The organism is Thermodesulfobacterium sp. TA1, assembly GCF_008630935.1.
Taxonomy (GTDB): domain Bacteria; phylum Desulfobacterota; class Thermodesulfobacteria; order Thermodesulfobacteriales; family Thermodesulfobacteriaceae; genus Thermodesulfobacterium.
On sequence record NZ_CP043908.1, the window covers coordinates 800,284 to 823,464 of the forward strand.

28 protein-coding genes and 1 tRNA gene are annotated in these 23,181 nt (G+C 36.6%); 15 read left to right on the plus strand and 14 right to left on the minus strand.

Annotation, left to right across the window (positions count from 1 at the left end):
* Window positions 1-56: 56 nt before the first annotated feature.
* Window positions 57-998 carry a thiamine-phosphate kinase gene (gene thiL, locus F1847_RS04125; protein ID WP_150071831.1) on the minus strand — a complete coding sequence of 314 codons (942 nt, stop codon included), beginning with the start codon at window positions 996-998 and terminating at the stop codon, window positions 57-59.
* Window positions 998-1,420 (minus strand): nucleoside-diphosphate kinase, encoded by a 423-nt coding sequence (gene ndk / locus F1847_RS04130; RefSeq protein ID WP_150071832.1) that lies wholly within the window; start codon window positions 1,418-1,420, stop codon window positions 998-1,000. The genes thiL and ndk overlap by 1 nt, the downstream gene beginning before the upstream one ends.
* Window positions 1,421-1,604: 184 nt before the next feature.
* Here ndk and cutA point away from each other — a divergent pair, with 184 nt between their 5' ends.
* The 3 genes from cutA to hisF all read left to right on the plus strand — a co-directional run bounded on the left by cutA (window position 1,605) and on the right by hisF (window position 3,064).
* On the plus strand, window positions 1,605-1,937 hold the full coding sequence (cutA, locus tag F1847_RS04135; RefSeq protein ID WP_150071833.1) for a divalent-cation tolerance protein CutA: 333 nt from the start codon (window positions 1,605-1,607) through the stop codon (window positions 1,935-1,937).
* A gap of 58 nt (window positions 1,938-1,995) precedes the next feature.
* Window positions 1,996-2,199, plus strand: a complete 204-nt coding sequence (locus F1847_RS04140) for a zinc ribbon domain-containing protein (protein WP_150071834.1) — start codon at window positions 1,996-1,998, stop codon at window positions 2,197-2,199.
* Between the two features lie 85 nt (window positions 2,200-2,284).
* Complete coding sequence (gene hisF, locus F1847_RS04145; RefSeq protein ID WP_150071835.1) at window positions 2,285-3,064, plus strand: imidazole glycerol phosphate synthase subunit HisF; 780 nt, start codon at window positions 2,285-2,287, stop codon at window positions 3,062-3,064.
* On the opposite strand, the gene F1847_RS04150 is transcribed toward hisF, so the two are convergent.
* The 8 genes from F1847_RS04150 to F1847_RS04185 are packed head-to-tail and all read right to left on the minus strand — an operon-like array spanning window position 3,054 to window position 10,819.
* Window positions 3,054-3,659, minus strand: a complete 606-nt coding sequence (locus F1847_RS04150) for a TVP38/TMEM64 family protein (protein ID WP_150071836.1) — start codon at window positions 3,657-3,659, stop codon at window positions 3,054-3,056. The two genes, hisF and F1847_RS04150, sit on opposite strands and share 11 nt — an antisense overlap.
* Before the next feature lie 2 nt (window positions 3,660-3,661).
* Window positions 3,662-4,993: a DNA repair protein RadA gene (gene radA, locus F1847_RS04155; RefSeq protein WP_150071837.1), complete on the minus strand. Its 1,332-nt coding sequence runs from the start codon at window positions 4,991-4,993 to the stop codon at window positions 3,662-3,664.
* 2 nt (window positions 4,994-4,995) lie between these two features.
* Entirely contained in the window at window positions 4,996-6,354 is a 1,359-nt protein-coding gene (locus F1847_RS04160; protein ID WP_168194263.1) for a glycosyltransferase family 39 protein, read from the minus strand.
* A gap of 28 nt (window positions 6,355-6,382) precedes the next feature.
* The gene (locus F1847_RS04165) at window positions 6,383-6,976 is read right to left on the minus strand and encodes a phosphatase PAP2 family protein (RefSeq protein WP_168194264.1); all 594 of its coding nucleotides are present in this window, start codon (window positions 6,974-6,976) and stop codon (window positions 6,383-6,385) included.
* Between the two features lie 35 nt (window positions 6,977-7,011).
* Window positions 7,012-7,668 (minus strand): fructose-6-phosphate aldolase, encoded by a 657-nt coding sequence (gene fsa / locus F1847_RS04170; RefSeq protein WP_150071840.1) that lies wholly within the window; start codon window positions 7,666-7,668, stop codon window positions 7,012-7,014.
* Entirely contained in the window at window positions 7,665-8,867 is a 1,203-nt protein-coding gene (locus F1847_RS04175) for an argininosuccinate synthase (RefSeq protein ID WP_150071841.1), read from the minus strand. The genes fsa and F1847_RS04175 overlap by 4 nt, the downstream gene beginning before the upstream one ends.
* 16 nt (window positions 8,868-8,883) lie before the next feature.
* Window positions 8,884-9,189, minus strand: coding sequence for an MTH1187 family thiamine-binding protein (locus tag F1847_RS04180; protein ID WP_240702863.1), 306 nt, complete (start codon window positions 9,187-9,189; stop codon window positions 8,884-8,886).
* Window positions 9,190-9,241: 52 nt separating this feature from the next.
* Window positions 9,242-10,819 (minus strand): radical SAM protein, encoded by a 1,578-nt coding sequence (locus tag F1847_RS04185; RefSeq protein ID WP_150071843.1) that lies wholly within the window; start codon window positions 10,817-10,819, stop codon window positions 9,242-9,244.
* A gap of 77 nt (window positions 10,820-10,896) precedes the next feature.
* Here F1847_RS04185 and kdsA point away from each other — a divergent pair, with 77 nt between their 5' ends.
* The 6 genes from kdsA to tadA are packed head-to-tail and all read left to right on the plus strand — an operon-like array spanning window position 10,897 to window position 15,535.
* On the plus strand, window positions 10,897-11,712 hold the full coding sequence (kdsA, locus tag F1847_RS04190; RefSeq protein ID WP_150071844.1) for a 3-deoxy-8-phosphooctulonate synthase: 816 nt from the start codon (window positions 10,897-10,899) through the stop codon (window positions 11,710-11,712).
* Window positions 11,678-12,211, plus strand: coding sequence for an HAD family hydrolase (locus tag F1847_RS04195; protein ID WP_150071845.1), 534 nt, complete (start codon window positions 11,678-11,680; stop codon window positions 12,209-12,211). Before kdsA ends, F1847_RS04195 begins: the two co-directional genes overlap by 35 nt.
* Entirely contained in the window at window positions 12,178-12,657 is a 480-nt protein-coding gene (lptC, locus tag F1847_RS04200; RefSeq protein WP_150071846.1) for an LPS export ABC transporter periplasmic protein LptC, read from the plus strand. The genes F1847_RS04195 and lptC overlap by 34 nt, the downstream gene beginning before the upstream one ends.
* A 9-nt stretch (window positions 12,658-12,666) precedes the next feature.
* The gene (gene radC, locus F1847_RS04205) at window positions 12,667-13,419 is read left to right on the plus strand and encodes a DNA repair protein RadC (RefSeq protein WP_150071847.1); all 753 of its coding nucleotides are present in this window, start codon (window positions 12,667-12,669) and stop codon (window positions 13,417-13,419) included.
* On the plus strand, window positions 13,416-15,059 hold the full coding sequence (gene ispH, locus F1847_RS04210; RefSeq protein ID WP_150071848.1) for a 4-hydroxy-3-methylbut-2-enyl diphosphate reductase: 1,644 nt from the start codon (window positions 13,416-13,418) through the stop codon (window positions 15,057-15,059). The genes radC and ispH overlap by 4 nt, the downstream gene beginning before the upstream one ends.
* 5 nt (window positions 15,060-15,064) lie before the next feature.
* Window positions 15,065-15,535 (plus strand): tRNA adenosine(34) deaminase TadA, encoded by a 471-nt coding sequence (tadA, locus tag F1847_RS04215; RefSeq protein WP_150071849.1) that lies wholly within the window; start codon window positions 15,065-15,067, stop codon window positions 15,533-15,535.
* Here the strand turns inward: tadA and F1847_RS04220 are convergent.
* Window positions 15,525-16,409 carry a GGDEF domain-containing protein gene (locus F1847_RS04220; RefSeq protein ID WP_168194265.1) on the minus strand — a complete coding sequence of 295 codons (885 nt, stop codon included), beginning with the start codon at window positions 16,407-16,409 and terminating at the stop codon, window positions 15,525-15,527. The genes tadA and F1847_RS04220 overlap by 11 nt on opposite strands.
* Window positions 16,410-16,742: 333 nt before the next feature.
* Here F1847_RS04220 and F1847_RS04225 point away from each other — a divergent pair, with 333 nt between their 5' ends.
* Together F1847_RS04225 and F1847_RS04230 are read left to right on the plus strand one after the other, a co-directional pair.
* Window positions 16,743-17,261 carry a flavin reductase family protein gene (locus tag F1847_RS04225; protein WP_150071851.1) on the plus strand — a complete coding sequence of 173 codons (519 nt, stop codon included), beginning with the start codon at window positions 16,743-16,745 and terminating at the stop codon, window positions 17,259-17,261.
* Window positions 17,262-17,281: 20 nt separating this feature from the next.
* Entirely contained in the window at window positions 17,282-17,440 is a 159-nt protein-coding gene (locus F1847_RS04230) for a BFD-like (2Fe-2S) protein (protein ID WP_150071852.1), read from the plus strand.
* A 34-nt stretch (window positions 17,441-17,474) separates the two neighbouring features.
* On the opposite strand, the gene lpxD is transcribed toward F1847_RS04230, so the two are convergent.
* Complete coding sequence (gene lpxD, locus F1847_RS04235) at window positions 17,475-18,497, minus strand: UDP-3-O-(3-hydroxymyristoyl)glucosamine N-acyltransferase (RefSeq protein WP_150071853.1); 1,023 nt, start codon at window positions 18,495-18,497, stop codon at window positions 17,475-17,477.
* A gap of 201 nt (window positions 18,498-18,698) precedes the next feature.
* Between lpxD and F1847_RS04240 the strand changes: the two genes are divergently transcribed.
* From F1847_RS04240 to F1847_RS04255, 4 genes are all read left to right on the plus strand, one after another.
* Window positions 18,699-18,773: transfer RNA gene (locus F1847_RS04240), tRNA-Val, on the plus strand.
* A gap of 40 nt (window positions 18,774-18,813) precedes the next feature.
* The gene (gene thrS, locus F1847_RS04245) at window positions 18,814-20,757 is read left to right on the plus strand and encodes a threonine--tRNA ligase (RefSeq protein ID WP_150071854.1); all 1,944 of its coding nucleotides are present in this window, start codon (window positions 18,814-18,816) and stop codon (window positions 20,755-20,757) included.
* A gap of 81 nt (window positions 20,758-20,838) precedes the next feature.
* The gene (infC, locus tag F1847_RS04250) at window positions 20,839-21,366 is read left to right on the plus strand and encodes a translation initiation factor IF-3 (RefSeq protein WP_150071855.1); all 528 of its coding nucleotides are present in this window, start codon (window positions 20,839-20,841) and stop codon (window positions 21,364-21,366) included.
* Between the two features lie 125 nt (window positions 21,367-21,491).
* Window positions 21,492-21,725: an FmdB family zinc ribbon protein gene (locus F1847_RS04255; RefSeq protein WP_150071856.1), complete on the plus strand. Its 234-nt coding sequence runs from the start codon at window positions 21,492-21,494 to the stop codon at window positions 21,723-21,725.
* A 49-nt stretch (window positions 21,726-21,774) separates the two neighbouring features.
* Here the strand turns inward: F1847_RS04255 and F1847_RS04260 are convergent, their stop codons facing one another.
* A complete protein-coding gene (locus tag F1847_RS04260) occupies window positions 21,775-22,725 on the minus strand; it encodes an FAD-dependent thymidylate synthase (RefSeq protein ID WP_150071857.1) in 951 nt (316 codons plus the stop codon).
* Entirely contained in the window at window positions 22,722-23,162 is a 441-nt protein-coding gene (gene dut / locus F1847_RS04265; protein WP_150071858.1) for a dUTP diphosphatase, read from the minus strand. The genes F1847_RS04260 and dut overlap by 4 nt, the downstream gene beginning before the upstream one ends.
* Between the last annotated feature and the right edge of the window lie 19 nt (window positions 23,163-23,181).

Here is a 23,181-nt window from a genome sequence, read left to right on the forward strand (position 1 = left end):
TCGTTAAACCGAAGATAGGTGTTTAGGGTTTAGCCCCGGGAAAACCTTTCCGGGGCTTATTTTTTAAAATGGTCAAAACCTTCAGGTTTAATTTTTATCTTTTTTCCTTCTGAGGTAATAAGATAAAGATTTTTTTCAGATAAAACCCTTCCTATGCAAAAAATTTTTCGTTTAAGCTTTTTTTCAACCTTATCTATTTGATTTACTTTAGAAGGTGAAACTGTAAAAAGAAGGGCGTAGTCTTCTCCTCCTGAAAGAGCTTCTTCAAAAGTGGCGCCTTTTTCTACAGGGATGGCCTCTTGGTTCAATTCAGCTCCTACACCGTTTTCTTCGCATATACGCCAAAGGTCAATCAACAGTCCATCAGAAAGGTCTATGGCTGAAGTGGCTAAAGCTTCGTTAGAAAGTGCTTTTCCTAAAGCTATTTCTGGCTCAGGATAAAGATGAGCTGTCTTTAAGTTTTCTGGAATGTCTTTTAAAGGATAGGTTTTAATCATTCTTAAAAAAGCTGAGCTTCCTCCTAATGGCCTTGATACAAAGATAAAATCCCCTTCTTTGGCCCCTTTACGTAAAAGAGGATTTTTGGTTTTACCAAACAAAGTAAGGCTAAAAAAGAAAAAGGGGCTTCTAACCGTATCCCCTCCTACCAAAAAGGCACCAAATTTGGCTAAACTTTGGGTAAGTCCTTGGATAAAAGGTTCAGCCCAGGTGAGGTCTATAGGGATAGGACTTCCTAAGGTAAGGAGAGCCCATTCGGGCTTCCCTCCACAAGCGGCTATGTCGCTTAAGTTGGAGTTGGCTAACTTAACCCCTAAATCAAAAAAAGAATAATAATCAAGCTTAAAATGAACACCTTCTACTAAAGCATCGGTGGTAAAAAGTAAAAATTCCCTTTTCCCTTTTTGAATAACCGTGCAGTCCTCATTATAGGTTTTAACTACCGGAGGTTTTTCAAAAAGATATTTCTTTAAGTAGTTTATCCATTCTTTTTCGGTCATTATTCAGCAGAAAGGAGTTCGTAGTCGCTAAAGAAAAAGGGTATTTCTTTAGCGGCTGATTCAGGGCTATCTGAACCATGCACCGTGTTTTTTTCTTTGTCTATAGCAAAAAGTTTTCTTATAGTTCCTTCCTTAGCCTCTTTGGGGTCGGTTGCTCCCATGATTTCGCGAACTCTGGTGATGGCGTTTTCTCCTTCTAAAACCATAGCAACCACAGGACCAGAACTCATGTAGTCGGTTAGACTTTCAAAAAAGGGACGTTCTTTGTGAACCGCATAGAATTGCTTCGCCTGCTCCTTAGAAAGTTTAACCTTTTTTAAAGCCACAACCTTAATCCCGTTTTCTTCAAAAAGGCTGATAACCTTTCCTATAAGGTTTCTTTGAACCCCATCTGGTTTGATCATAACTAAAGTCCTTTCCATATGCTCCTCCCTCCTAAAAAATTTTTCTCAATTATAAAACTTTTTTGCTTTTTTCCAACAGAGAGGAAACAGTTTAGTTTTTGTAAAATGTTTTTTGTAGAATTAAAAAGTTAGATTATAATTAAAACTTAACTTCTTTAAAAGTCGATAAAAGAGTTGATAAAAATTAGAGAGGAGTATAGGGATGGGCAAGGATAAAGTGATTTTTGTTTACATAACTTTTCCTAACTCTGAAGAAGCCTTAAAAATAGGAAAACTTCTACTTGAAAAGAGACTTTGTGGATGTATCAACCTTTTGTCCAACATCACTTCTATGTACTGGTGGGAAGGGAAAATAGAGTCTTCTCAAGAAGCGGTTTTAATCGTGAAAACCAGAGAATCTCTTTATTCAGAGGTAGAAAAAGAGGTGCTTAAACATCATTCTTATTCTTGTCCTTGTATTGCTAAAATCGAGGTTTCTGAAGTTACTCCTTGTTTTTTAAAATGGCTTTTTAAAGAAACAGGGCTTGAAATTTAAAAAATCTTTATTATTTTACTACGAAGCTAAATTTAAGGATAAAGGGAGGAGAATGGTTATGCCTATTTATGAGTTTAGGTGTTATGATTGTGGAAGGATTTTTGAAAAACTTGTGTTTGCCAAAGAGGATGAAAAAGAGGTTAAATGTCCTTTTTGTAGCTCAGAAAAGGTTGAAAGGGTGGTTTCTAATGTATGTTCTATAACCAAGGGCTTAGGAGATTATAAAAAGAATTCTTGTGGAGGAGGTTTTGGTTTTAGCTGATGTTAAAAAATTAAAAGGCAGGTTGCCTTTTAAAATGTTTGGGTTAGAAATACCTTTGTTTAGAAATCCTAAAAAGGGGTTTTAGATGTTAAGTAAAAGGATTATCGTATGTCTGGATGTAAAAGATGGGAAAACCACGAAAGGGGTTAAGTTTAAAGATAATGTTGAGGTAGGCGATCCGGTAAAAATGGCAGAAAAATATTATCAAGAAGGGGCAGATGAGGTAGTGTTTTATGACATCACCGCTAGTGCCGAGCATCGGGGTATTATGATAGAGGTGGTTAGAAAGACCGCGGAAAGGATTTTTATTCCTTTTTCAGTGGGGGGAGGTATTAAATCTGTAGAGGATATGAGAGAGGTTTTATTGGCAGGGGCTGAAAAAGTCTCAGTAAACACTGCGGCTGTGCTTAATCCTAAACTGATTTATGAAGGGGCTAAGGCTTTTGGGTCTCAGTGTATCGTTCTTGGTATGGATGTTAAAAAGGTAGAACCTTCTTCTAAAATACCTTCTGGATATGAAGTATGGATAAAAGGTGGAAGACAGCCGATGGGGATTGATGCTGTTTGGTGGGCAAAAGAGGCAGAAAATTTAGGGGCTGGAGAAATCTGTCTTAATTCTATAGACGCTGACGGAACCAAAGAAGGCTATGAGCTCACCATTACTAGGATGATAGCAGAGGCGGTTAATATCCCAGTTATTGCCTCAGGCGGGGCAGGGCACCCAGAACATTTATATCAAGTCCTTACCGAAGGTAAGGCAGACGCAGCCCTTATAGCCTCTATGGTCCACTATGGAATGTATACCATTAAAGAAATCAAAGATTATTTAGCCCAAAAAGGAGTAAAAGTAAGGACTAAATGGTAGGGTCTTTTTCTAACCAATTTTCTATCCTCTTTTTTATTAACAAAAAAATTAGAAAAACGATAGCAAAAACTAAGGTTACTATGGTTATTTTTTGAGGGTGACCTCCAAACACTACGTCTCCTTGCAAAGAAAGGGCAAAAGTCCCAGGTATCCTTCCTAAAAAACAAACTACCATAAATCCTTTTATAGAAACAGGCATAAAACCGAGTAAATAGTTGAGAAAATCTTTAGGAAAACCAGGAAAAAGGTACAGCAAAAACATACCAGTAAGGCCGTGCTTTTGGAAAACCTTTTTTACTTTTAAATAAGTAGGAGAGTTTTTATATTTTTTAAAAAATTTTTTCCTTAAAAATCTTGCTATATAAAAGGAAACCAAGGAACCTAACATCAAACCTAACATACTTAGCACAAATCCATAGATACCCCCAAAAAGAAAACCAGCCAAAAAACCGGTTAATTCTCCAGGAAGAGGGGCTAATACTACTTGTAAAGCTTGAAGGACTACAAACAAAAAGGCACCAAGCACCGGATGTTTTTCAACAAAAAACCTTATTTCTTCTCTATGGTTCCAGAGGTTTAAAAAGTTTTCAAACATTTTTACCTGAAAAGTTTTTCACAAACCTCTATTAATCTTTTACAAGGGAATATCTCTAAAGAAAGACTGTGATTTGAAAGGTCAATCCTTTCAGGCACAAAGGCTTTTTTAATTCCCTTTTTCTCTGCTTCTTTTAACCTAAGCACTATATCTCTTACCGGTCTTATCTCTCCTGAAAGTCCGACTTCTCCTATGAAAAGGGTTTTAGGAGGAAGAGGTTTTTCTAACAGGCTTGAAACCAAAGAAACCGCTACCGCCATGTCTGCAGAAGGATCGGTAATTTTTAAACCCCCTGAAACCTTTACATAGATGTCTTGATTGGTAAAGTTAAAATGAAATTTTTTTTCTAAAATGGCAACCAATAGAGAAAGCCTTATAGGGTCAAAACCTACCGCTGTTCTTCTTGGTACAGCAAGAAAACTTTTGGCTACCAAAGACTGCACTTCAACCAAAAGAGGTCTTGTGCCTTCTATTACACAAAAGATAGCGGCGTTTTCCTCTCCGGACAAAAAAAGGTCTTCATACTGAGCATGGGGAGCAAGGCCTTTAGAGGTCATCAAAAAAACCCCTATCTCGTTTACCGGACCGAACCGGTTTTTAACCGCCCTTAAAAGTCTAAACCCTGTTTCCTTTTCTCCTTCTAAATACAGGACTACGTCTACTAAATGTTCTAAAACCTTAGGTCCTGCTATAATTCCGCCTTTGGTGATATGTCCTACCACGATGGTTATTACCCCTTGTTCTTTTGCAAAGCGCATAAGAACATTAGCACACTCTCTTATTTGAGAAACCCCTCCCGGAGGACTTTCTAATTCAGGTAAGAAAACCGTCTGTATTGAATCTACTATCAGAAGGTCTGGTTTTAAGGTCTTTAATTCCTCTATCACTGCTGAAAGGTTGTTATCCCCTACAAAAAAGACTTTAGCCCCTAAGCCTAATCTTTCAACCCTTAGTTTTACCTGTTCAGCCGACTCCTCAGCAGAAAGATAGACCACCTTTAATCCCTTTTCTGCAAGAATACCGGCTACCTGCGTAAGCAGGGTTGATTTGCCTATTCCCGGGTCCCCTCCTATAAGAATAAAGGACCCGGGAACGATTCCTCCTCCTAAAACTAAATCAAACTCGCTAATTCCGGTTAAAATCCTTGGTTTTTCTTCATACCTTATGTCTGAAAGTTTTAAAATTTTTATTTCCTTAGTTTCTTGCTTGAGTTTATTCTTTGATTTTATAAGACTTTCTTTTTCTTCGACCAAGGTATTCCAGCTACCACATTCAGGGCAGCGTCCAAGCCACTTAAGGCTCTTGTATCCACACTCTTGACAAAAATAAGCCATTTTTATACTTCTTTATCCCAAATTCCTTTCCAGATATAAAACTCTTTATATGACTTTTCTGATATTTTAACTCGGACTTCTCCAATTTTAACAGGGTTTTTAAGTTTTTTGGGAGGATTAGGGTTTTTTTGAATATAGATAATTTCTTTTCCTATTAAATCAACCTCCTTTCTCCAAAGATGATACTGATTTTCTGGATAAGTTTTTTTTTGGACTACGTAAACTTCTGGATGGGATTTCAAGTAAAAGGCTAAAGATGAGGCTATGTCCCTGTAAGAGACAACGATGGGGGTCTTTCCGTCGTAAAAAGTCTCTACATAAGAAGCAAGTTCTCTCCAACCTAAAAATTTTTTTAAAATCTCTCTGGTAAAGTCAGGAAACCTCTCAGGAAAAGCCCCAAACAAACAGGCTAAAACTAAAAAAACAGCCCCATAAATTAAGTTTAGTCTTAAAAAAATGTTTGCCTTTGAAAAAGAAAGGTTATAAACTACCCATAAAAGCCCAGAGACTACAAAAGGTAATATCCAGTTTGCGTTTATTTCTACTACAAAAGAAAGCCCTAAAAACGCTAAGGAAGGTAAACCAAGAAAATAGATAAAATCTTTGGTTTTAAAGAGTTCTCTTTTTAAGTTTTTAAGAGAAAACCAGATAAAGGCCCAAGCTAAAGGGGTGTAGAGTAATAATACTTCTATTATAAGTTTTATACCTTTAAGAAAGTCTATTCCGGTCCTTGAAAAATGTTCCTCTGTATGTCTAACCATCACAAACCCGTTTATATAGTTCCAATAAAGGTTAGGTAAAAACATTAAAAAAGGTAATCCAAACATCAGGTAGGTAAAAGGATTTTTTAAAAAATCTCTTTTAAAAACCAACAGATAGAAAAAAGCTATCAACACAAAACTTAGCATCGTTTGCTTGGTAAGGACCCCAAGTCCCATAAAAAGACCTGTTAAAAAGGCATGCTTTAGGTTGGATTTTTCTAAATAGTTTAGAAAAAAATAAAGCGAGGCTGTCCAGAAAAGTAAAAGAGGTGGGTCTATCGTTATGATAAAGCTGTAAACAGTAAGTATAGGAATTAAACTAAGACAAGCTAAGGCTAAGAAAAGTTTATTTTCAGAAGGTAAGCGTTTTTTAAGGATAAGATAAAAAAACAAGGTTGATAAAGAAATAGAAGAAAGGGCAGGTAAGCGCACTATCCATTCAGAAACCCCTAATAAAGAAGTAAAAAGACCGATCAACCAGGCAACCATCGGGGGTTTACTATAATACCCCCAGTCAAGATGCCTTGACCAATCCCAATAGTAAGATTCGTCATAGGAAAGAGGAAGGTTTAAAGAGAAAAGATAAAAAAGTTTAAACAAGAACAGAAAAATCAAAAAAATGAGAGGTTTAGGCAGTCTTTTTGGTGCCATACAAAAGTTTGTTTAAAAGGGTTTTAACCAAAAGATAAAACGTCCATCCCCAAAAACCACCCCAAAGAAAACCAAACAGCACATCAGAAGGGTAGTGGTGCCCTAAGTATATTCTTGACCAACCTACCAAAAGCATAAACAAAGTCCAACCCCAGACAAACGGGGGGTAAAAAAGGCTTAAATAAACCGAGGCAAAAGAAACGTTTGAGGCATGGTTTGAAGGAAAACTATAGCTTGATTCCTTTTTTATTGGTTGATTAAGGTAGCGGTAGCTTTGGTTGGTGTAGTAATATACTTTTTCTTGGGCTAAAAAGGGTCTTGGTTTTTGAAAATAGGGTTTTAAAAGTTTAGCACAACTAAAGTCTACCCAGAGATAGCCTAAAACCAAAAAGAGCCATATTAGTAAACTTTGCCAAAGGTTTTTCTTTTTAAGGATAAGCCACCCAGTGATTACAAAGAACACATAAATAAAATCTGGGTGGCTAAAATAAGGTAAAATAAAATCTAAAACTCTGTTTCTAAAATGATTGACGATATAAAAAAGCTTTAGGTCTAACTGGTATAAAAGCAAGGCAAACTTTAAAAGTTTCAGGTTTATAATCAGGTTTATAAGATAGAAATGTTAGCTTTTTTAGCATCTTCTAAAAACTTGGTAAGGCCTATATCAGTAAGAGGGTGTTTAAACATCTGTTCTATTACTTTAAAAGGAATGGTTGCAATATCAACCCCTAAAAGGGCACATTTTCTTACGTGGTCTACATGACGTATGCTTGCGGCAATGATCTCGGTTTCAAACCCATAAGCTGCATAAATCTGAAGTATTTCCTCTAATACAGAAATACCATCATAAGAGATATCATCTATCCTTCCTACAAAAGGAGAAACATAGGTAGCTCCGGCTTTCGCGGCAATAAGGGCCTGCATAGGGGTAAAGACCAGCGTAACATTAGTAGGAATTTCTTCTGCAGCTAAGGCTTGAACCGCTTTTATCCCCTCAACGGTAAAAGGGATTTTGATTACCACATTGTCTCCCATCTTGGCAAGTTCTTTGGCCTCTTTAACCATGCCTTCAAAGTCTGTAGCTAAAACCTCTAAAGACACAGGTAAATCAGGTACCTCTTTTAAAATTTCAATGGCAGCCTCTTTCCAGGGTTTACCTGTTTGAGAAAGAAGGGTAGGGTTGGTGGTCACTCCGTCGAGAATTCCCCATTCTTTAACCTTTCTTATTTCTTCGATTTTAGCGGTGTCAACAAAGATTTTCATAGTCCTTCCTCCTCCGATAGGTTGTAAATTTTTAATCTTAATCCCTGAAGTCTTATAAAACCTTCTGCATCTTTAGGGTTATATCCCTCTTTTTCTTCAAAACTTACCAAATGTTTTTTATACAAACTGTTAGGGCTTTTTCTACCGGCTACTATTACGTTTCCTTTATAGAGTTTAAGCCTTATTGTTCCTGAGACTCTTTCTTGGGTTTGTTCTATCAGAGCCTTTAGGGTTTGAAACTCAGGACTAAACCAAAATCCATAATAGATAAGCTCTGCTATTTTAGGCATGAGGCTGTCTTTAAGTCTCATTACTTCTCTATCAAGGGTAATCTGTTCTAAAGCCCTATGGGCTATATGCAAAATGGTACCCCCTGGCGTTTCATAGATGCCTCTGCTTTTTAACCCTACAAACCTATTTTCCACCATATCAACCCTACCGACACCATGCTTCCCACCCAATTCGTTTAGTTTCTTTAAAAGAGCAGCAGGGCTTAATCTTTCTCCGTTAACCGCCACCGGCTCTCCTTTTTCAAATTCTATCTCTACATATTCAGGGGTATCGGGGGCCTTTTCAGGAGAAAGGGTCATAAGAAACATATCCTCTGGTGGTTCAGTCCAGAGGTCTTCTAAGATACCACCTTCATAACTTATATGAAAAAGGTTAGCATCTATACTATAAGGTTTTTCTGGGGTGACAGGAACAGGGATACCATGTTTTTGGGCATAAGCTATCAAGTCTTGTCTTCCCTTGAAATCCCATTCCCTCCAAGGGGCAATAACTTTAAGCTGAGGGGCAAGGGCTGAATAGGTAAGCTCAAACCTTACCTGGTCGTTTCCTTTACCGGTTGCTCCATGGGCTACTGCATCCGCCCCTTCCTCAAGGGCGATCTTTACTTGTTCTTTAGCAATAAGCGGACGTGCAAGAGATGTTCCCATAAGATACCAGTCTTCGTACCTTGCACCTGCCTTTATAGCAAAAAATACATAGTCTTTAACAAATTCTTCTTTTAAGTCCTTTATGATAACCTTTTCTGCACCACAGTTAAGACCTTTTTGTTTGATTTCTTCCCAATCTTCTTCTTGACCAAGGTCTGCACAAAAGGCCACTACAGGACATTGATACTTTTCTATAAGCCACTTTAAAATTACTGAAGTATCAAGCCCCCCAGAATAAGCTAAAACTATTTTCTTAGGCATTAAAGAAAAACCTCCTTTAGACTTTACTTACTGATCTTCCGAGTTTCTTTTCTACCGATTCTATTTTACTTTTGATACGGCCTGATTTTCCCTTTCTATAATCGATTTTAATGTTAACTATGATACGGTTGCAGTCCTTTTCTAAAGCCTTAAAACACTCTTCAGCGATTTTTAAGGCCTCTTCCATGGTCTCTGTTTCTATTACCGTTTCCATCGGGGTCATTACATAGGGATGGTTTGAACGTTCGATAATCTCTACAGCTCTGGCTACATAGGAGCTTACACTCTCACCTTTATCTAACGGAAAAATGCTAATTCCCATCAACACACTCATAATAATTTATTTTACCATAAGTTTTTTTGATAGCAACTTGTTAAACTTTCTTTTTATCACAGGCTCCACAGAGTTTGCAGGTTTCAGGTTTGCAAAAACCGGTTAATTTTAACTCTTTAGCCCTTTGCCATTCTCTCCAGAGATATTCTTTTTTTACTCCTAAATCGATTTTATCCCAGGGAAAGGAGATCTTTAACGACCCTTCAGGACGTAAAAATTCTGAGACCTTAGGTAGAATCTTTAGGGCTTTTTTAAGATTTTTCCCTTCAGCCAAACTAAGTAAAAAATCTTTTAAATCTTTGTTTCCTCTTGCTATCAAGGTTTGTAAAAGGGCTTCTTCAGGAGGTTCAACCTTTAGGTTTTTGACCTGTCTCAGTTCTTTTTTTATCCACCTTTCCTTTTCTTTAAGCACTTTTAATCCTAAGAATTCAGTCCACTGAAAGGGAGTATGAGGTTTGGGCACAAAAAAAGAAAACGTAAAAGAAAAGTTGAGGTGAAAACCCTGAGCAAGGAGCTTTTTTATAAACTTGGTGGTTTCTTCTAAGTCTTCTTGGGTCTCAAAAGGCAAGCCTAACATAAAATAGAATTTGATGTTTTTTAATCCTTTTTCTTGAAACTTCTCTAAGGCCTCAAAAATCTCTTCTTCTGTAAGGTTTTTGTTTATGACCCTTTTTAACCTTGGAGAGGCTGTCTCTGGGGCAATCGCTATACTTTTGGTGCCTTTTAAAAGGGCTAAAAAATCTTCGTTTAAAGCGTCTATTCTTAAGGAAGAAAAAGTAAGGGTGCATCCTTTTTCTAAGAGTTTTTGTCCAAACTTAAGGATTTCTTGTTTATTAGCAAACTCAAGCCCTATTATCCCTACTTTAGAATTTTCTGGTATGTTTTCTATCACTTCAGACAGAACTTCTTCTGGATAACTTCTGGGAGGTCGGTAGACAAACCCTGCAGCACAAAACCTGCAAGCCCTTCCACAGCCTTTGGCTACCTCTATCAAATAGGTTTCTGAGAAGGTGGCTTTTTCACTGATAAGGGTGGAATATACTACCTGAGTTGGATTTTTGGTTTTTAAAACCTTTATTTTTTGGGAATTTCGTTGAGAGGGAAGGTAGACAAAAGGTAAAAAACTTAAATGTTTAAGCAATGTTTTTTTGTCTTGAGAATATTCTACCAAGAGGGGGATTATTTGAGGTTCCATTTCTTCCCATTCACCAAGTAAAAAGGCATCTATAAAAGGTGAAAGAGGCTCTGGGTTTAACCAAGTAGCCACCCCTCCTGCTAAAACAGGTTGTTTTCTTTGGATAGGGTCTAAGCCAAGTTCTCCGTCTTTTAAGATTTTTAATACGTTTATATAATCTACCTCAAAGGGCACAGAAAAAAGGATAAGGTCAAAATCCTTAAGAGGCCTAAAGCTTTCTACAGACCTCAGTTTTTGGTTTTTTTCTGGTAAGAATACCCGCTCGCAGACTATTTCTTGATAAAGGTTTAGTCTTTGATAAACATAGAGAAAGCCTAAATTAGACATTCCTACGGCATAATGGTTAGGAAACACCAAGGCTATAGAGGTCCTTCCGGTCCATTTTTTTCGGAAAAAATTTTTTTCAAACTTGGTATAATCCATCTACTTTTGCCTATAGGGCTTGCAAGTCTGTCAAATTGATTATAAAATACTTTTTAAAATTCTACAAAAGGTAAGGGATGAAGGAGAAGTTTTTAATCATAGCAGGGCCTTGTGTTTTAGAAGACCTTGATTTAGCCCTTTTTATAGCCAAGGAATTAAAAGCTTTAACTACTAAACATGGTTTTGAGTATGTATTTAAGGCCTCTTTTGATAAGGCTAACAGAACCTCTATTTTTTCTTATCGTGGTCCTGGGCTTGAGAAAGGTCTTGCCTGGCTTTATGAAGTAAAAATTAAAGTAGGTGTATCTGTTACTACGGATGTGCATGAAACTTGGCAGGTTAAACCTGTAGCAGAAGTAGTAGATATTATTCAAATACCTGCTTTCCTTTGTCGACAAACTGATTTAGTGGTAGAGGCAGCTAAAACAGGTAAAACCGTAAACATCAAAAAAGGTCAGTTTGTATCTCCCTGGGACATGAAATATGCGGTAGAAAAAGCTAAGCAGTTTAACCCAAAGGAGGTTTGGGCAACCGAAAGAGGTTATACCTTCGGATATAGGAATTTGGTGGTAGATTTTAGAAGTATACCTATTTTGCAGGGATTTAGTGATAAGGTTATCTTTGATGCCACCCATAGCGTTCAGCTTCCTGGAGGAGGAGAGGGGAAGTCAGGAGGAGAAAGAGAGTTTATCCCTTATTTAATGAGGGCCTCGGTTGCGGTAGGGGTAGATGGTATTTTCATGGAGGTGCATCCAGACCCAGAAAAGGCTCTTTGTGATGGACCTAACTCATTGCCTCTTGCTTGGTTAGAACCATTATTTTCTCAAATTAAAGACTTAAGAACTGTGGTAGAAAAACATGGAATTTCCTCAAGAAGTACTAAAAAAAGCTAAAAAGATTAAACTTCTTTTATTAGATGTAGACGGAGTTCTTACCGATGGTAGGATTATTATTACCAGTGAGGGAGAAGAGGTTAAACATTTTAACGTGCTTGACGGAATGGGAATAAAACTCTTACAAAAAATAGGGGTTGAAGTAGCCATACTTTCAAGCAGGTTTTCTCAGGTAACCCAACATCGAGCCAAAGAATTAGGGATCCTTCTTGTGTCCCAAGGAGAGCTATCTAAAATAACCATCTATGAAAAGATCAAACAAGAAAAAGGTATAAAAGACGAAGAGATAGCCTATGTAGGAGACGATTGGATAGACCTTCCGGTTTTAAAAAGGGTGGGGCTGGCTATAGGGGTTCCTAACGGATGGCCTCCAGTAAACGATTATGTAGACTATGTTACCAAACTTCCTGGAGGAAAAGGAGCGGTAAGAGAGGTTTGTGACCTCATCTTAAAGGCTAAAGGAAAATGGCAAGATTTGTTGCAATCCTATTTATCCTGAGTTTATTCTTAGGTTCAAACGGTCTGTCCCAAGATTTTAGTATCGTAGCTAAAGACTTAGAGTATAGTTTTTACGGTAAAGAAGGTTTTCTTTGGAAGCTTAAGGCTTCATTTTTTAAACGCGACAAAGAGGGGAGCTTTTTAGCAGAAGGTTTAAATGTGGTTAGCCCAACCAAAGGGATAAACATTTCCTCTAAACGGGGATATTATTATCCTAAGGAAGACAAAATGGTTTTTCAGGGGAACGTAAAATTAATTACCAACGACCATGGAGAGGTATACACCGAAGAATTAATTTTTTTTCCTAAAAAAAACTATCTTTTTACCGAAAGAGAGGTATTGGTAAAGAAAAAAGGGATGATGGTTAAAGGACAGGGGATGACCTATCAGATAGACCAAGGAAATTTTAAAGTGCAGGGTAGGGCTCAATTTCAGATGAGTCTCTAAAAATCAAACATGACTGAAGAAAAGACTTATCGTCAGAAAATCTTAGTAGAGGCTTATGAAAAAGCCAAGGGACACAGAGCAAGAGTAAAAGAGCGATTTCTTAAAGAAGGGCCAGAAAGGTTTACTGACGAAGACCTGCTTGAACTTCTTTTGATGTTTAGTCTTCCTTATCGAGATACTCGAAAACTTGCCAGAACCCTTCTTAATCATTATAAGACCTTAGACCAGGTGCTTGATGCCCCGTTAGAGGAGCTAAAAACGTTTAAAGGTTTAAAAGAAAAGGCTGTTCTTCCGCTAAAGGTTATAAACGAGGTTGCAAGAAGGTACCTTAAAACTAAAGCTTTAAAAACCGAATATCTTAGGTCTCCTCAAGAGGTATACGAATACCTTCGCTATGAATTACAAAACCTTGACCGAGAGGTGCTAAAGGTGCTTTTTCTTGATGCTAAGTCTAAGGTATTAGGGGTGGAAACCCTTTTTGAGGGTACCTTACATGAAAGCGCGGTTTACCCAAGGGAGATTTTTAAAAAAACTTTAGAAAAAAAGGCCTTATCGATCGTCCTTGTACATAACCATCCTTCAGGAGACCCAACCCCTTCAAGGGAAGATTTGGTCCTTACCAAAAGACTTATTTTAGCTGGGGAGCTTCTTCAGATAAAGGTTCTTGACCATGTTATTATAGGGAAGAACGGATATTACAGTATGGCTGAAAAGGGTGATATAGAAAGACTTAAGGCTGAGATAAGGAGAGAGATTTTATGAAGATAAAGATCGCTAAAAAGGCTGGTTTTTGCATGGGAGTAAGACGGGCGGTTAATTTGGTGTTAAAAGCTTTAAACGAGGAAAAGTCTAACATTTACACCTATGGTCCCTTGATACATAATCCCCAAACGTTGAAATTACTTGATACCTTTGGAGTAAAAGTGTTAAAAGACCTCAATAACGACCTTCCACAAGGGGTGGTGGTTATACGTGCCCACGGAGTTCCACCCAAAGATTATAAAATTTTATCACAAAAACATAAAGTAATAGACGGAACCTGCCCAAGGGTGCTTAAGGTCCAAGCGTTGGCTAAAAAGGCAGTTTCTGAAGGAAAAGAAGTGGTTATCATAGGAGATAAAGACCATGCAGAGGTTAAAGGTATTCTTGGTTACTGCGAAGGTAAGGGATATGTGATTTCTTCTGAAGAAGACTTAACGACCCTCCCTCCACTTAAAGAATATGTTATCCTTTCTCAAACCACCCAGGATGAAAGGCTTTTTAACCTTCTTGCTAAAAAGATTATCTCTCTTTATCCCAACGGAGAAATTATTAATACCATCTGTAATGCTACAGAGGTAAGGCAAAACGAGGTAAGAAATCTTTGTAAAGATTGCTCAGCTATAGTGGTAATAGGCGGAAAGTTTAGTGCAAACACCAACCGTTTAGCAGAGGTAGCTAAAAAAGAAAATAAACAGGTATTTTTGGTTGAAAGTCCTGAGGAATTACCTTGGGAAGAGATAAAAAAACATAAAATAATAGGTATTACTGCAGGAGCCTCAACTCCTAACTGGTTGATAAACGAGGTTGTAGATTATATAAAAGCAAAGACTTCTTTTTTTTATAACTTATTGAAAATCTTATGTTTTACTTCAACCACTTTATCTTTAACCTTTCTTACGGTTTTTCTCGGTATTTTGGCAGCGATTAAACATCCGTTTAATCTTCAATTTCTTTATCTTGCCTTGTTTGTTTGGAGTTTTACTACTTTAAGATATCTTTTAAACCAAAGACTTTTAAAGGATACCTTTAGGTTTTTCCTCCCGATAAAACATAAATTTCTTTCTCAACACGAGAAAGGTCTTTTAGGGTTTATGGTGTTAGCAGGAATTTTGGCTTTAGTTGCAGGGATTTTATATAAATCGAGAATACTAAGCTTAGCCATAGTCCTTTTGCTTATAGACCTTCTTACCTATCGTACTTCATTAACCTTTCTCTGGGAGGCTCTTTTCTTATCGTCCCTTACTCTTTATCTATATCCTTTTTGGAGTTTAAATTTTGGACTTATTTTTTTGCAAGGCCTTTTGGTGATTTTTTATTTAAAGCTTTATTTAGAAATAGTCTATTTTCAGACAGATGGGTTTTTACCCAAAAACTTTTTTCTTTCCACCCTTTCTTATGAACCTAAAAAAATTTTTAAGGTTTTAAACTTGATCGTTTTAGTTGGGGTTTTACTTACCTTTTTCTCGGCTTTTTTAGACCTTAAGTTTGGGTTGTTTTTTATCGTGTGGGGAGTAGCCTATTTTCTTAGTTTAGTGGTCAAAAAAAGACCCCTTGGTCAGGTGGTTTATCTGGAGATTTTGGTAACTTTGGTTTCTTTGATTTTTTTAGTTTGTGGATTTTTGATAAGAGGATTAGGTTAGGCAAAATGTTTGATGAAAAGGATAAAATTTTTATGGAAGAAGCCTTAAAAGAGGCTTTTAAGGCTTTTGAGGAAGAGGAGGTGCCTGTTGGTGCGGTTGTTGTGTCTCCTAACGGAGAAATTATAGGTAGAGGAAGAAACCAAATTTTAAAACAAAACGACCCCACTGCCCATGCTGAAATTTTAGCTATAAAAGAGGCTTGCCAAAGAGTAGGGAATTTCAGACTTTTAGGCTGCAAAGTTTATGTTACCCTTGAGCCTTGTCCGATGTGTGCCTATGCGTTAGTCCTTGCCAGGATAGAAGAATTGATCTTTGCTACAAAGGATGAAAAAACAGGGGCTTGTATAAGCCTTTATCAAATCACCAACGACCCAAGATTAAACCATAGAATTAAGGTAAGAGAAGGCTTATTACAAGAAAAGGCAGCAGAACTGCTTAGAAGTTTTTTTAAAGCAAAAAGAGAAACTACAAAGTAAGGGGTATTTCGCAACAGTTGCCCTTATTTTCTAAGGTTAAAACTTCTACTCGGTTTTTACCTAAACGTTTTGCCTTATAAAGGGCTTGGTCAGCCAAGGAAATGCATTCCATTATTTCTTTCTCTCCATTATATTCGCTACCACCGATACTTACAGTTATTTTAAGGTCAGGATACTTCTCAAGTTTTATTTCTTCAACCCTTTGTCTTAGTCTTTCTCCTACCATCTTTACCTTTTCTAAATCACATCTATAAAGCATCACTAAGAATTCTTCTCCTCCGTATCTTATCACCTCATCACTAATTTTTACGTTTTTTCTTAAAGTCGTAGCAACTGCTTTTAGAACCTCATCCCCTATCAAATGACCATAGGTATCGTTGATGTTTTTAAAGTTGTCTATGTCTATCATAAGAAATCCGATAGAGCTTTGAGTTTTCATAATTTTGGGTAAGATTAAATCAAGGTAAAGTCTGTTGTTTAGTTCGGTAAGATGGTCGATATAGATAAGATTAGGCATAGACTTTATAATATCTTTTAGACTTACCATCCCTATAAGTTTATAGGTGTTATCAACTACCGGAAGGTGACTGATATTAAACCGATGCATAAGGGTTATAGCTTCAAAAAGGGATGATTCACCGTTAATCGTAATAAGTGTTTTTTTGTCTTTTCCTAAGGCTTGAAGTGCCTCAGATACAGTATTAGGAGCAGGAGAAACAAGAAAAATTTTTGGCAAGTCTCTTAGAGTTATAATGTGTATCGGTTCGTGTTTTTGATTTACCACCAAAACACTTCCGATTTCTTTATCTATAAAATTATAGATTAAGTCCACGATATTTGTCTCAGGATTAATTGTAACTAAATTTTTGATCATAATATTTTCTACTAACATAGTTTAAAACGTTAATATAAAAATTTTTTTTGTCAATATCAGCCTTTTCGGTTATTAAAAAAAAGTACTATTTTAAAATGTTATATTGGTAAAAATTATCCTCCAGAAAAAATTACTTTAATTTATATTAACTATCAAGCGGTATGCCATCTTTTTTAAGTCGGCTAAGGTTTTAATAGCCCTACCAAACAACTTATCACGTGTTGAAAATTAAAGTCTTTGTCCCTCTTTAATTTGTCTGTTTTTGTTTTATTATACAAAGCAAAATGGAGTGAAAACTTACGAGTAAAAACTGATAAAGGGGGGGGGAGAAGTATGAAGTTTTATAGGGCTCTTCATCCAAGACCGGCTGTAATCATAGGGAGCGGGAATTTTAAAGAAGGAGAAGTAAATCTTATGGCTTGTTCCTGGATAACCCCTATTTCGGTTGAACCCCCTACCATCGGTTTTGCCTGTGCAGATAAACATTATACAAGAGAGCTTATCGATAAACATCAAGCTTTTTCGGTAATTTTAACAGAGGATTATGGGCTTATCTTTAAGGTAGGGTCTACTAAAGGTAGAGAAACCGATAAAATCAAAGCTTTTAACATCAAAATCAAGCCGAGTCCTAATCTTAACCTACCGTTATTAGAGGAAGGTATGGCCATGTTTGAATGTAAAGTAAGAGAAAGATTGCTTGTAGGAGACCATCTGTTTTATGTAGGAGAGGTGTTATATTGGGAGGCCAAAGACTTTGAAGAAGAGGGATTTAAAGAATTTTGGAAATTACCTTTGCACAGGTCAGGCAAGTCCTTTGTGTTTTGTGCAAAACAGGTTTTTATAGCAGAATAAAAAATTGAGAGAGGGAGAAGATGTCAGAATTAGTGTGCTATTGTTTTGGTTTTTCTAAAGAAGACATCCTAAGAGATGTAAAAGAAAATCAAGGTCGGTCTGAGATTTTAGGGTTTATCGTAGATAAAAAAAGGAAAGGTCAATGCGAATGCCATATTAGAAACCCCAAAGGCACCTGATGTTTAGGGGAGGTCCACAGGATTGTGGAAGAAGCTAAAAAGTCTTTAGGAATTTCTTAAGTTCTTTGTAAATTTCAGGAAGTTTCTCAAAGATTACCACCGCTCTTCTCCAAACATTAGCCTTGATAGCCGGAATACCTGCTACCTCAGCGTTAGCTGGGACTTCTCCTACCACTCCTGATTTGGCTGCGACCTTAGCCCCTTTGCCTATTTTTGCTGAAGGGGCTATGCCTACTTGTCCGGCTATCATAACAAAGTCTTCTAAAACAGCGCTTCCTCCTATGGCAGTATGAGAAACCAAGATATTTTGTTTCCCAACCCTAACGTTATGCCCTACCTGAACAGAGTTGTCTATTTTTGTTCCTTCTCCTATCACTGTTGCCCCAAAAACAGCCCTATCAACCGTAGAGTTGGCACCTATTTCTACCTCATCTTCTATCAAAACCCCTCCAAAGTGATAAATTTTAACGTTTCTATAACCTTCTTCTAATGGTTCTTGAGCAAAGCCAAATCCATCTGCCCCTATTACAACCCCTGCATGGATTATACAGTTTTTCCCTATCTTAGAATAGGGATAGATTACAGCATTAGGGTAAACCACCGTATTTTCTCCTATCTCACAAAAAGCTCCTACAAACACCCCTGGATAAAGCACCGCTCCTTTTCTGATTTTAGCCCCTGACTGTATGTATACATTAGGGTAGATAGCCACCGGTTCTTCTATTTCTACACCTTCCTCTATAAAAGCTTTATCACTTATACCCCATTTAACCGGGGGTTCTTTTTTGAAAAGATATGTAATTTTGGCAAAGGCTAACCTTACATCTTTAACCTCTATCACGGCTTTCCCTTCAAGATAAGAGGCAAAACCTAATGGACAAAGCACAGCCTTAGCTTTAGATTCTTTAGCCTGAGAAACCCGTTTTAAAGAATCGATAAAAACCATTTCGTCTTCTTGGGCAAGAGGGAGGGCATTTATTCCTTTTATTTCTAAGTCTTCTCCTATAAGCTTTCCGTTTATTAGTTGGGCAATAAAAGAAAGTTTGTAGGTTTTCAAATTAGCCTCCTTTTCGGTTTTTTATAAAAGATTTTATAAAAGATATTATAAAGATACTATCTTTTGTTCTAAAATCCAAGAGGGTAAGTTGTTAGAAAATTTCAAAGACAAACTTTAGTAGACTAAAAATTCTCGCAATAATTTTAAAATTTTTACCTTGACATAACCCAAAATTTTGTTATCTTAAAAGAACTAAATTACAGGCGCGTAGCTCAGTGGGAGAGCGCTTGCTTGACGCGCAAGAGGTCGGCGGTTCGATCCCGCCCGCGCCTACCATTTTTATTAAAAATCTTTTAGGAGAAAAAAGGGTTTAGGTTTGAAAATAGTTATTCAAGGTATCGGGGAGTTTGAATTTCAATCAGGTCAATCTTTAAAAACACTTATTCCAGAAGTTAAAAAAATTATCAAAAAGCTTCCGATAGGTTTTAAGCTTAAAGGAAAATTTATAGACTGGCATACTTTTATAAAAGAAAATTTAGCCGAAAACGGGATCGTCGAACTTTCTCCGGTTTTTTCTGAAGATCAAGATGCTTTGTGGTTTTTACGTCATACAGCCTCGCATGTTCTCGCCCAGGCGGTAAAAGAACTTTTTCCAGAGGCTAAATTAGGTATAGGGCCTGCGATCGAAGACGGGTTTTATTACGATATCTATTATTCTCGTCCTTTTAACGAAGAGGACTTACAAAAAATAGAGGCTAAAGTTAAAGAGATCATCAAACAAAAACTTCCTTTAGAAAGAAAGGAAATCAGCAAGGAAGAGGCTAAAGAGCTTTTCTCTTCATTAAAAGAAGAGTTTAAACTTGAACTTATAGAGGAAATCGAAGATGAAGTTCTTTCCATCTATTCTCAAGGCAAATTTATAGACCTTTGTCGAGGTCCTCACCTACTTTCTACCGGGGACATAAAAGCGATAAAACTTCTTTCTGTTTCTGGTGCTTATTGGAAGGGAGACGAAAAAAATCCCATGTTATGGCGGATTTATGGAACTGCTTTTTTTAACAAAGAAGAGCTTGAAGAACATTTAAAAAGGCTTGAGGAAATCAAAAAAAGAGACCACAGAAAATTAGGTAAAGAGCTTGAACTTTTTACGATAGAAGAGGATATAGGTCCTGGATTAGTAATATGGTTACCCAAGGGTGCTATCCTCAGAAATATAATAGAAAACTTCTGGAAAGAAGAACATTTTAAACGTGGTTATCAGTTGTTGTATACTCCGCATATAGCTTTAAGAGACCTGTGGAAAGTTTCTGGTCATTTAGATTTTTATACAGAAAACATGTTTCCTCCGATGGAGCTTGAAAACAGAGCCTATCAATTAAAACCTATGAATTGTCCTTTTCATATTTATGTTTATAACCAAAAAAGAAGAAGTTATCGAGAATTTCCTTTACGTTTTTGTGAATTAGGAACGGTTTATCGTTTTGAAAGAAGCGGGGTCTTACATGGGCTGTTAAGGGTTAGAGGATTCACTCAAGATGATGCTCATATCTTTTGTCGCGAAGACCAGCTTGAAGAGGAGCTTACCAACGTTTTGGATTTAGTAATTTACTTTTTAAAGGTTTTTGGTTTTCATGAATATAAAATATTTGTATCTACCAGGCCAGAAAAGTTTGTAGGTGATCCACAGGTTTGGGACGTAGCAGAAGAGGCCCTTAAAAAGGCTTTAGAAAACAAAGGTTTATCTTATGAAATAGACCCTGGAGAAGGGGTGTTTTATGGACCTAAAATAGACCTAAAGATAAAAGATGTATTGGGTAGATTTTGGCAGTGTTCTACCATTCAGGTAGATTTTAACCTGCCTGAAAGGTTTAATCTGGTCTATGTAGGAGAGGATAATAAGTTTTATCGTCCTATTATGATACATAGAGCCTTATTAGGGTCCTTAGAAAGATTTTTAGGGGTTTTAATAGAAAATTACGCCGGGGCTTTCCCGTTTTGGATAGCTCCGGTGCAGATAAAGGTTCTAACGATTACCGACAGAACCATCCCTTACGCAGAAAAGGTGGCTCAGACTTTAGAACAGACTGGTTTTAGGGTAGAAAGAGACTTTAGAAGTGAAAAGCTTAATTATAAAATAAGGATGGCTCAGCAAGAAAAGGTGCCTTACATGGTAATAATTGGAGATAAAGAAGAAGAAAATCAAGTAGTAAGTCTTAGAACACGCACAGGGGAAATTTTAAACAATCTATCTTTGGAAGATCTTATAGATAGATTAAAAAAAGAAAATCACCCAGTTTATCAACTTAATGAAAGGTCTTAAGTATCCTCTTCCTTTTAAAATTTTTGGTCTTAAAGTCTTTAAAATTCTAAAAAAAATCTTGTTTAGGAGGATAAGGGTAATATGCAAAAAGATTTGAAGAAAAAATATCGGGTTAACGAGCAGATAAAAGCAAATGAAGTAAGGTTAATCGGTCCTGATGGTAAACAGATTGGGATAGTGTCTCTAAGAGAAGCTCTGAGATATGCCGAAGATTATGGTTTAGATTTGGTAGAAATTGCCCCTACAGCTAATCCGCCTGTTTGTAAAATTATGGATTTTGGAGAGTTTTTATATCAAGAGGCAAAAAAAGCTAAAGAAGCTAAAAAAAAGCAGGTACAGATCGAAACCAAAGAAATCAAGCTCAGCCCCAAAACAGATAAACACGATTTAGAAGTAAAAATTAAACACATTATCAGGTTCTTAGAAGATAAAAACAAGGTAAAAGTTAGGATAGTGTTTAAAGGAAGAGAGATATCCCATCCAGAAATGGCAGACAAGGTTTTACAAGCTATTTTTGAAGCGGTAAAAGATAAAGCTCAGATAGAAAGTCCTCCTAAGCTTGAAGGTAAACAATTGATAACCATCCTTGCTCCTTTGGTAAAAAAATGATTTTTTATTTTTTTATGTTGAACCCACTTTAAAAGTAAAAACTCTGCATTATATTTTCAACGAATTTTTTCTTAATTTAATCGTTTAACAGTTTAATCGCTAAAATTTTAGGATGGGAGGAGGTTATGGCCATCTATGAATATGAGTGCTTAGCTTGCGGACATAGGTTTGAGGTTTGGCAAAAAATTACTGAAGAACCTCTTAAAACTTGTGAAAAATGTGGTGGAGGATTAAGACGGCTTATAGGTAATACCGGTTTTATTCTAAAAGGAAGTGGGTGGTATGTGACAGATTATGCTCGAAAAGAAAAAGGTCAAAAAGATAACGGTAAGCAAGAAAGTTCTAAAGAAAGTTCTTAATTTGAGGACTTAATAACAACTGTAAGAAAAAAGAATAAAATTTAAAAGATCAAGAAAACAAATAATCTTTAAGAATATAAGCTAAGTTTCTAATCTCTTCTTGGGCTTGTGGAATGGCTCTTTTGTTGATAAAATCCTCCCAAACAAACTGTGGTCCTGTGGCTAAAAGAGTAGTAGCAACCCCTTGTGGGACCAAAAACCGTGCACTTTCTTTCTTAACTTCCTTCATAAATTCTTTATAATACCCCATCGATTGCTGAATAACTTGTTTGTAAATCTCTACATGAGTAGGTTTAAACACCCCAGGAACTACAAATTTATCTACTTCTGTATATCTATGTGAACGCTGGTTAAAATTAAGCCAAGTGTGTCTTACAAATTGATGACTAAAAATCCTTGAAAAATTATGTGTAATTACACCAATCCAGTTGAAAGGATAAGGTTTTTCTTGTTGAATGATGATGATTTCAGGCTCAGTAAAAAGGTTGTCAGGGTTCTTTTCTAAAATTTGGTAGGTAAAATCTAAAAGACTTCCTTTGTATAAAAGGTCCTGCTTCCTAAAATATGTAATTTTAATACCTGATAAATCAGGTGGGGTTTCTATAACTTTAGCAAAGGCTTCATCAGAAAGATTCTCTGCAAGATGTCTTAGGTTAAAAAGGGCTTGTTGGTTAACTTCATCCCAAAAAACCTTAAAATAAACCTGTGCTAAAAGGAGTTTATGAGTGTCTTTTATATTAGCTGTGTCTACAAAAACTGGAGTATGGGCAAAGACGCTATAATGTTCTAACTTCTTTAGATGTAAAAGAAAACTTTTAAAGGCTTCGAAATTTTTGAATTTTTCTTCAGAAAAAAGAGCTAAAGGATGGGAAGAAGCATAACATATTCTTGCCCCTAAATAGCTAAAAAACAAAAAATCAGTTAGAGCCTTAAAGTCTGAATTTTCAAACACTATAGAAATAAGTTCTTTTTGAGTCTCTCTTAAGTCAGATAGTTTCATTTATAACCACCTGTTGACCCAAAACCACCTCTTGAATTCTTTTGTGGTGGTTCTTTGATTTCTATTATCTCAGGGAATCCTACTTGGATAAAAACTGCCTGGGCTATTTTTTCATGAGCCTTTATAAAGGCTGTTTTTTGAGAAAGATTAACCACCGGGATTTTTACCTCGTCTTCTTCTCCACAATAGTCAAAATCGATGATGCCTGCCGAGTTTGGCATGATAAGCCCTTTATTTTTAAAAAGTGACGACCGAGGAAAGATAAATAGGGCGTAAGGGTAGGGGGCTTTCATCACCAAACCGGTTCTTATAAGTTTAAACTCTCCTGGGAGTATTTCTAAATCTTCTAAAGCAAAAAGGTCATAACCAACCGAACCGCTGGTGCTTTTTTCAGGAAGTTTAGCCCTTTCGTCTTTTTTCCATATCTCTACCTTCATCTTGACCTCGTTTAAACTC

Bases quoted from the DNA above. Each gene is read 5' to 3' on its own strand.
- F1847_RS04150 (WP_150071836.1), bottom strand. From the start codon at position 3,659: ATGTTTGAAAACTTTTTAAACCTCTGGAACCATAGAGAAGAAATAAGG.
- lptC (WP_150071846.1), top strand. From the start codon at position 12,178: ATGGCAAGATTTGTTGCAATCCTATTTATCCTGAGTTTATTCTTAGGT.
- fsa (WP_150071840.1), bottom strand. From the start codon at position 7,668: ATGAAAATCTTTGTTGACACCGCTAAAATCGAAGAAATAAGAAAGGTT.
- radC (WP_150071847.1), top strand. From the start codon at position 12,667: ATGACTGAAGAAAAGACTTATCGTCAGAAAATCTTAGTAGAGGCTTAT.
- tadA (WP_150071849.1), top strand. From the start codon at position 15,065: ATGTTTGATGAAAAGGATAAAATTTTTATGGAAGAAGCCTTAAAAGAG.
- F1847_RS04195 (WP_150071845.1), top strand. From the start codon at position 11,678: ATGGAATTTCCTCAAGAAGTACTAAAAAAAGCTAAAAAGATTAAACTT.
- F1847_RS04220 (WP_168194265.1), bottom strand. From the start codon at position 16,409: ATGATCAAAAATTTAGTTACAATTAATCCTGAGACAAATATCGTGGAC.
- F1847_RS04140 (WP_150071834.1), top strand. From the start codon at position 1,996: ATGCCTATTTATGAGTTTAGGTGTTATGATTGTGGAAGGATTTTTGAA.
- ispH (WP_150071848.1), top strand. From the start codon at position 13,416: ATGAAGATAAAGATCGCTAAAAAGGCTGGTTTTTGCATGGGAGTAAGA.
- F1847_RS04260 (WP_150071857.1), bottom strand. From the start codon at position 22,725: ATGAAACTATCTGACTTAAGAGAGACTCAAAAAGAACTTATTTCTATA.
- F1847_RS04225 (WP_150071851.1), top strand. From the start codon at position 16,743: ATGAAGTTTTATAGGGCTCTTCATCCAAGACCGGCTGTAATCATAGGG.
- F1847_RS04255 (WP_150071856.1), top strand. From the start codon at position 21,492: ATGGCCATCTATGAATATGAGTGCTTAGCTTGCGGACATAGGTTTGAG.
- infC (WP_150071855.1), top strand. From the start codon at position 20,839: ATGCAAAAAGATTTGAAGAAAAAATATCGGGTTAACGAGCAGATAAAA.
- hisF (WP_150071835.1), top strand. From the start codon at position 2,285: ATGTTAAGTAAAAGGATTATCGTATGTCTGGATGTAAAAGATGGGAAA.
- F1847_RS04230 (WP_150071852.1), top strand. From the start codon at position 17,282: ATGTCAGAATTAGTGTGCTATTGTTTTGGTTTTTCTAAAGAAGACATC.
- thiL (WP_150071831.1), bottom strand. From the start codon at position 998: ATGACCGAAAAAGAATGGATAAACTACTTAAAGAAATATCTTTTTGAA.
- dut (WP_150071858.1), bottom strand. From the start codon at position 23,162: ATGAAGGTAGAGATATGGAAAAAAGACGAAAGGGCTAAACTTCCTGAA.
- ndk (WP_150071832.1), bottom strand. From the start codon at position 1,420: ATGGAAAGGACTTTAGTTATGATCAAACCAGATGGGGTTCAAAGAAAC.
- cutA (WP_150071833.1), top strand. From the start codon at position 1,605: ATGGGCAAGGATAAAGTGATTTTTGTTTACATAACTTTTCCTAACTCT.
- F1847_RS04175 (WP_150071841.1), bottom strand. From the start codon at position 8,867: ATGCCTAAGAAAATAGTTTTAGCTTATTCTGGGGGGCTTGATACTTCA.
- kdsA (WP_150071844.1), top strand. From the start codon at position 10,897: ATGAAGGAGAAGTTTTTAATCATAGCAGGGCCTTGTGTTTTAGAAGAC.
- radA (WP_150071837.1), bottom strand. From the start codon at position 4,993: ATGGCTTATTTTTGTCAAGAGTGTGGATACAAGAGCCTTAAGTGGCTT.
- F1847_RS04180 (WP_240702863.1), bottom strand. From the start codon at position 9,189: ATGGGAATTAGCATTTTTCCGTTAGATAAAGGTGAGAGTGTAAGCTCC.
- F1847_RS04185 (WP_150071843.1), bottom strand. From the start codon at position 10,819: ATGGATTATACCAAGTTTGAAAAAAATTTTTTCCGAAAAAAATGGACC.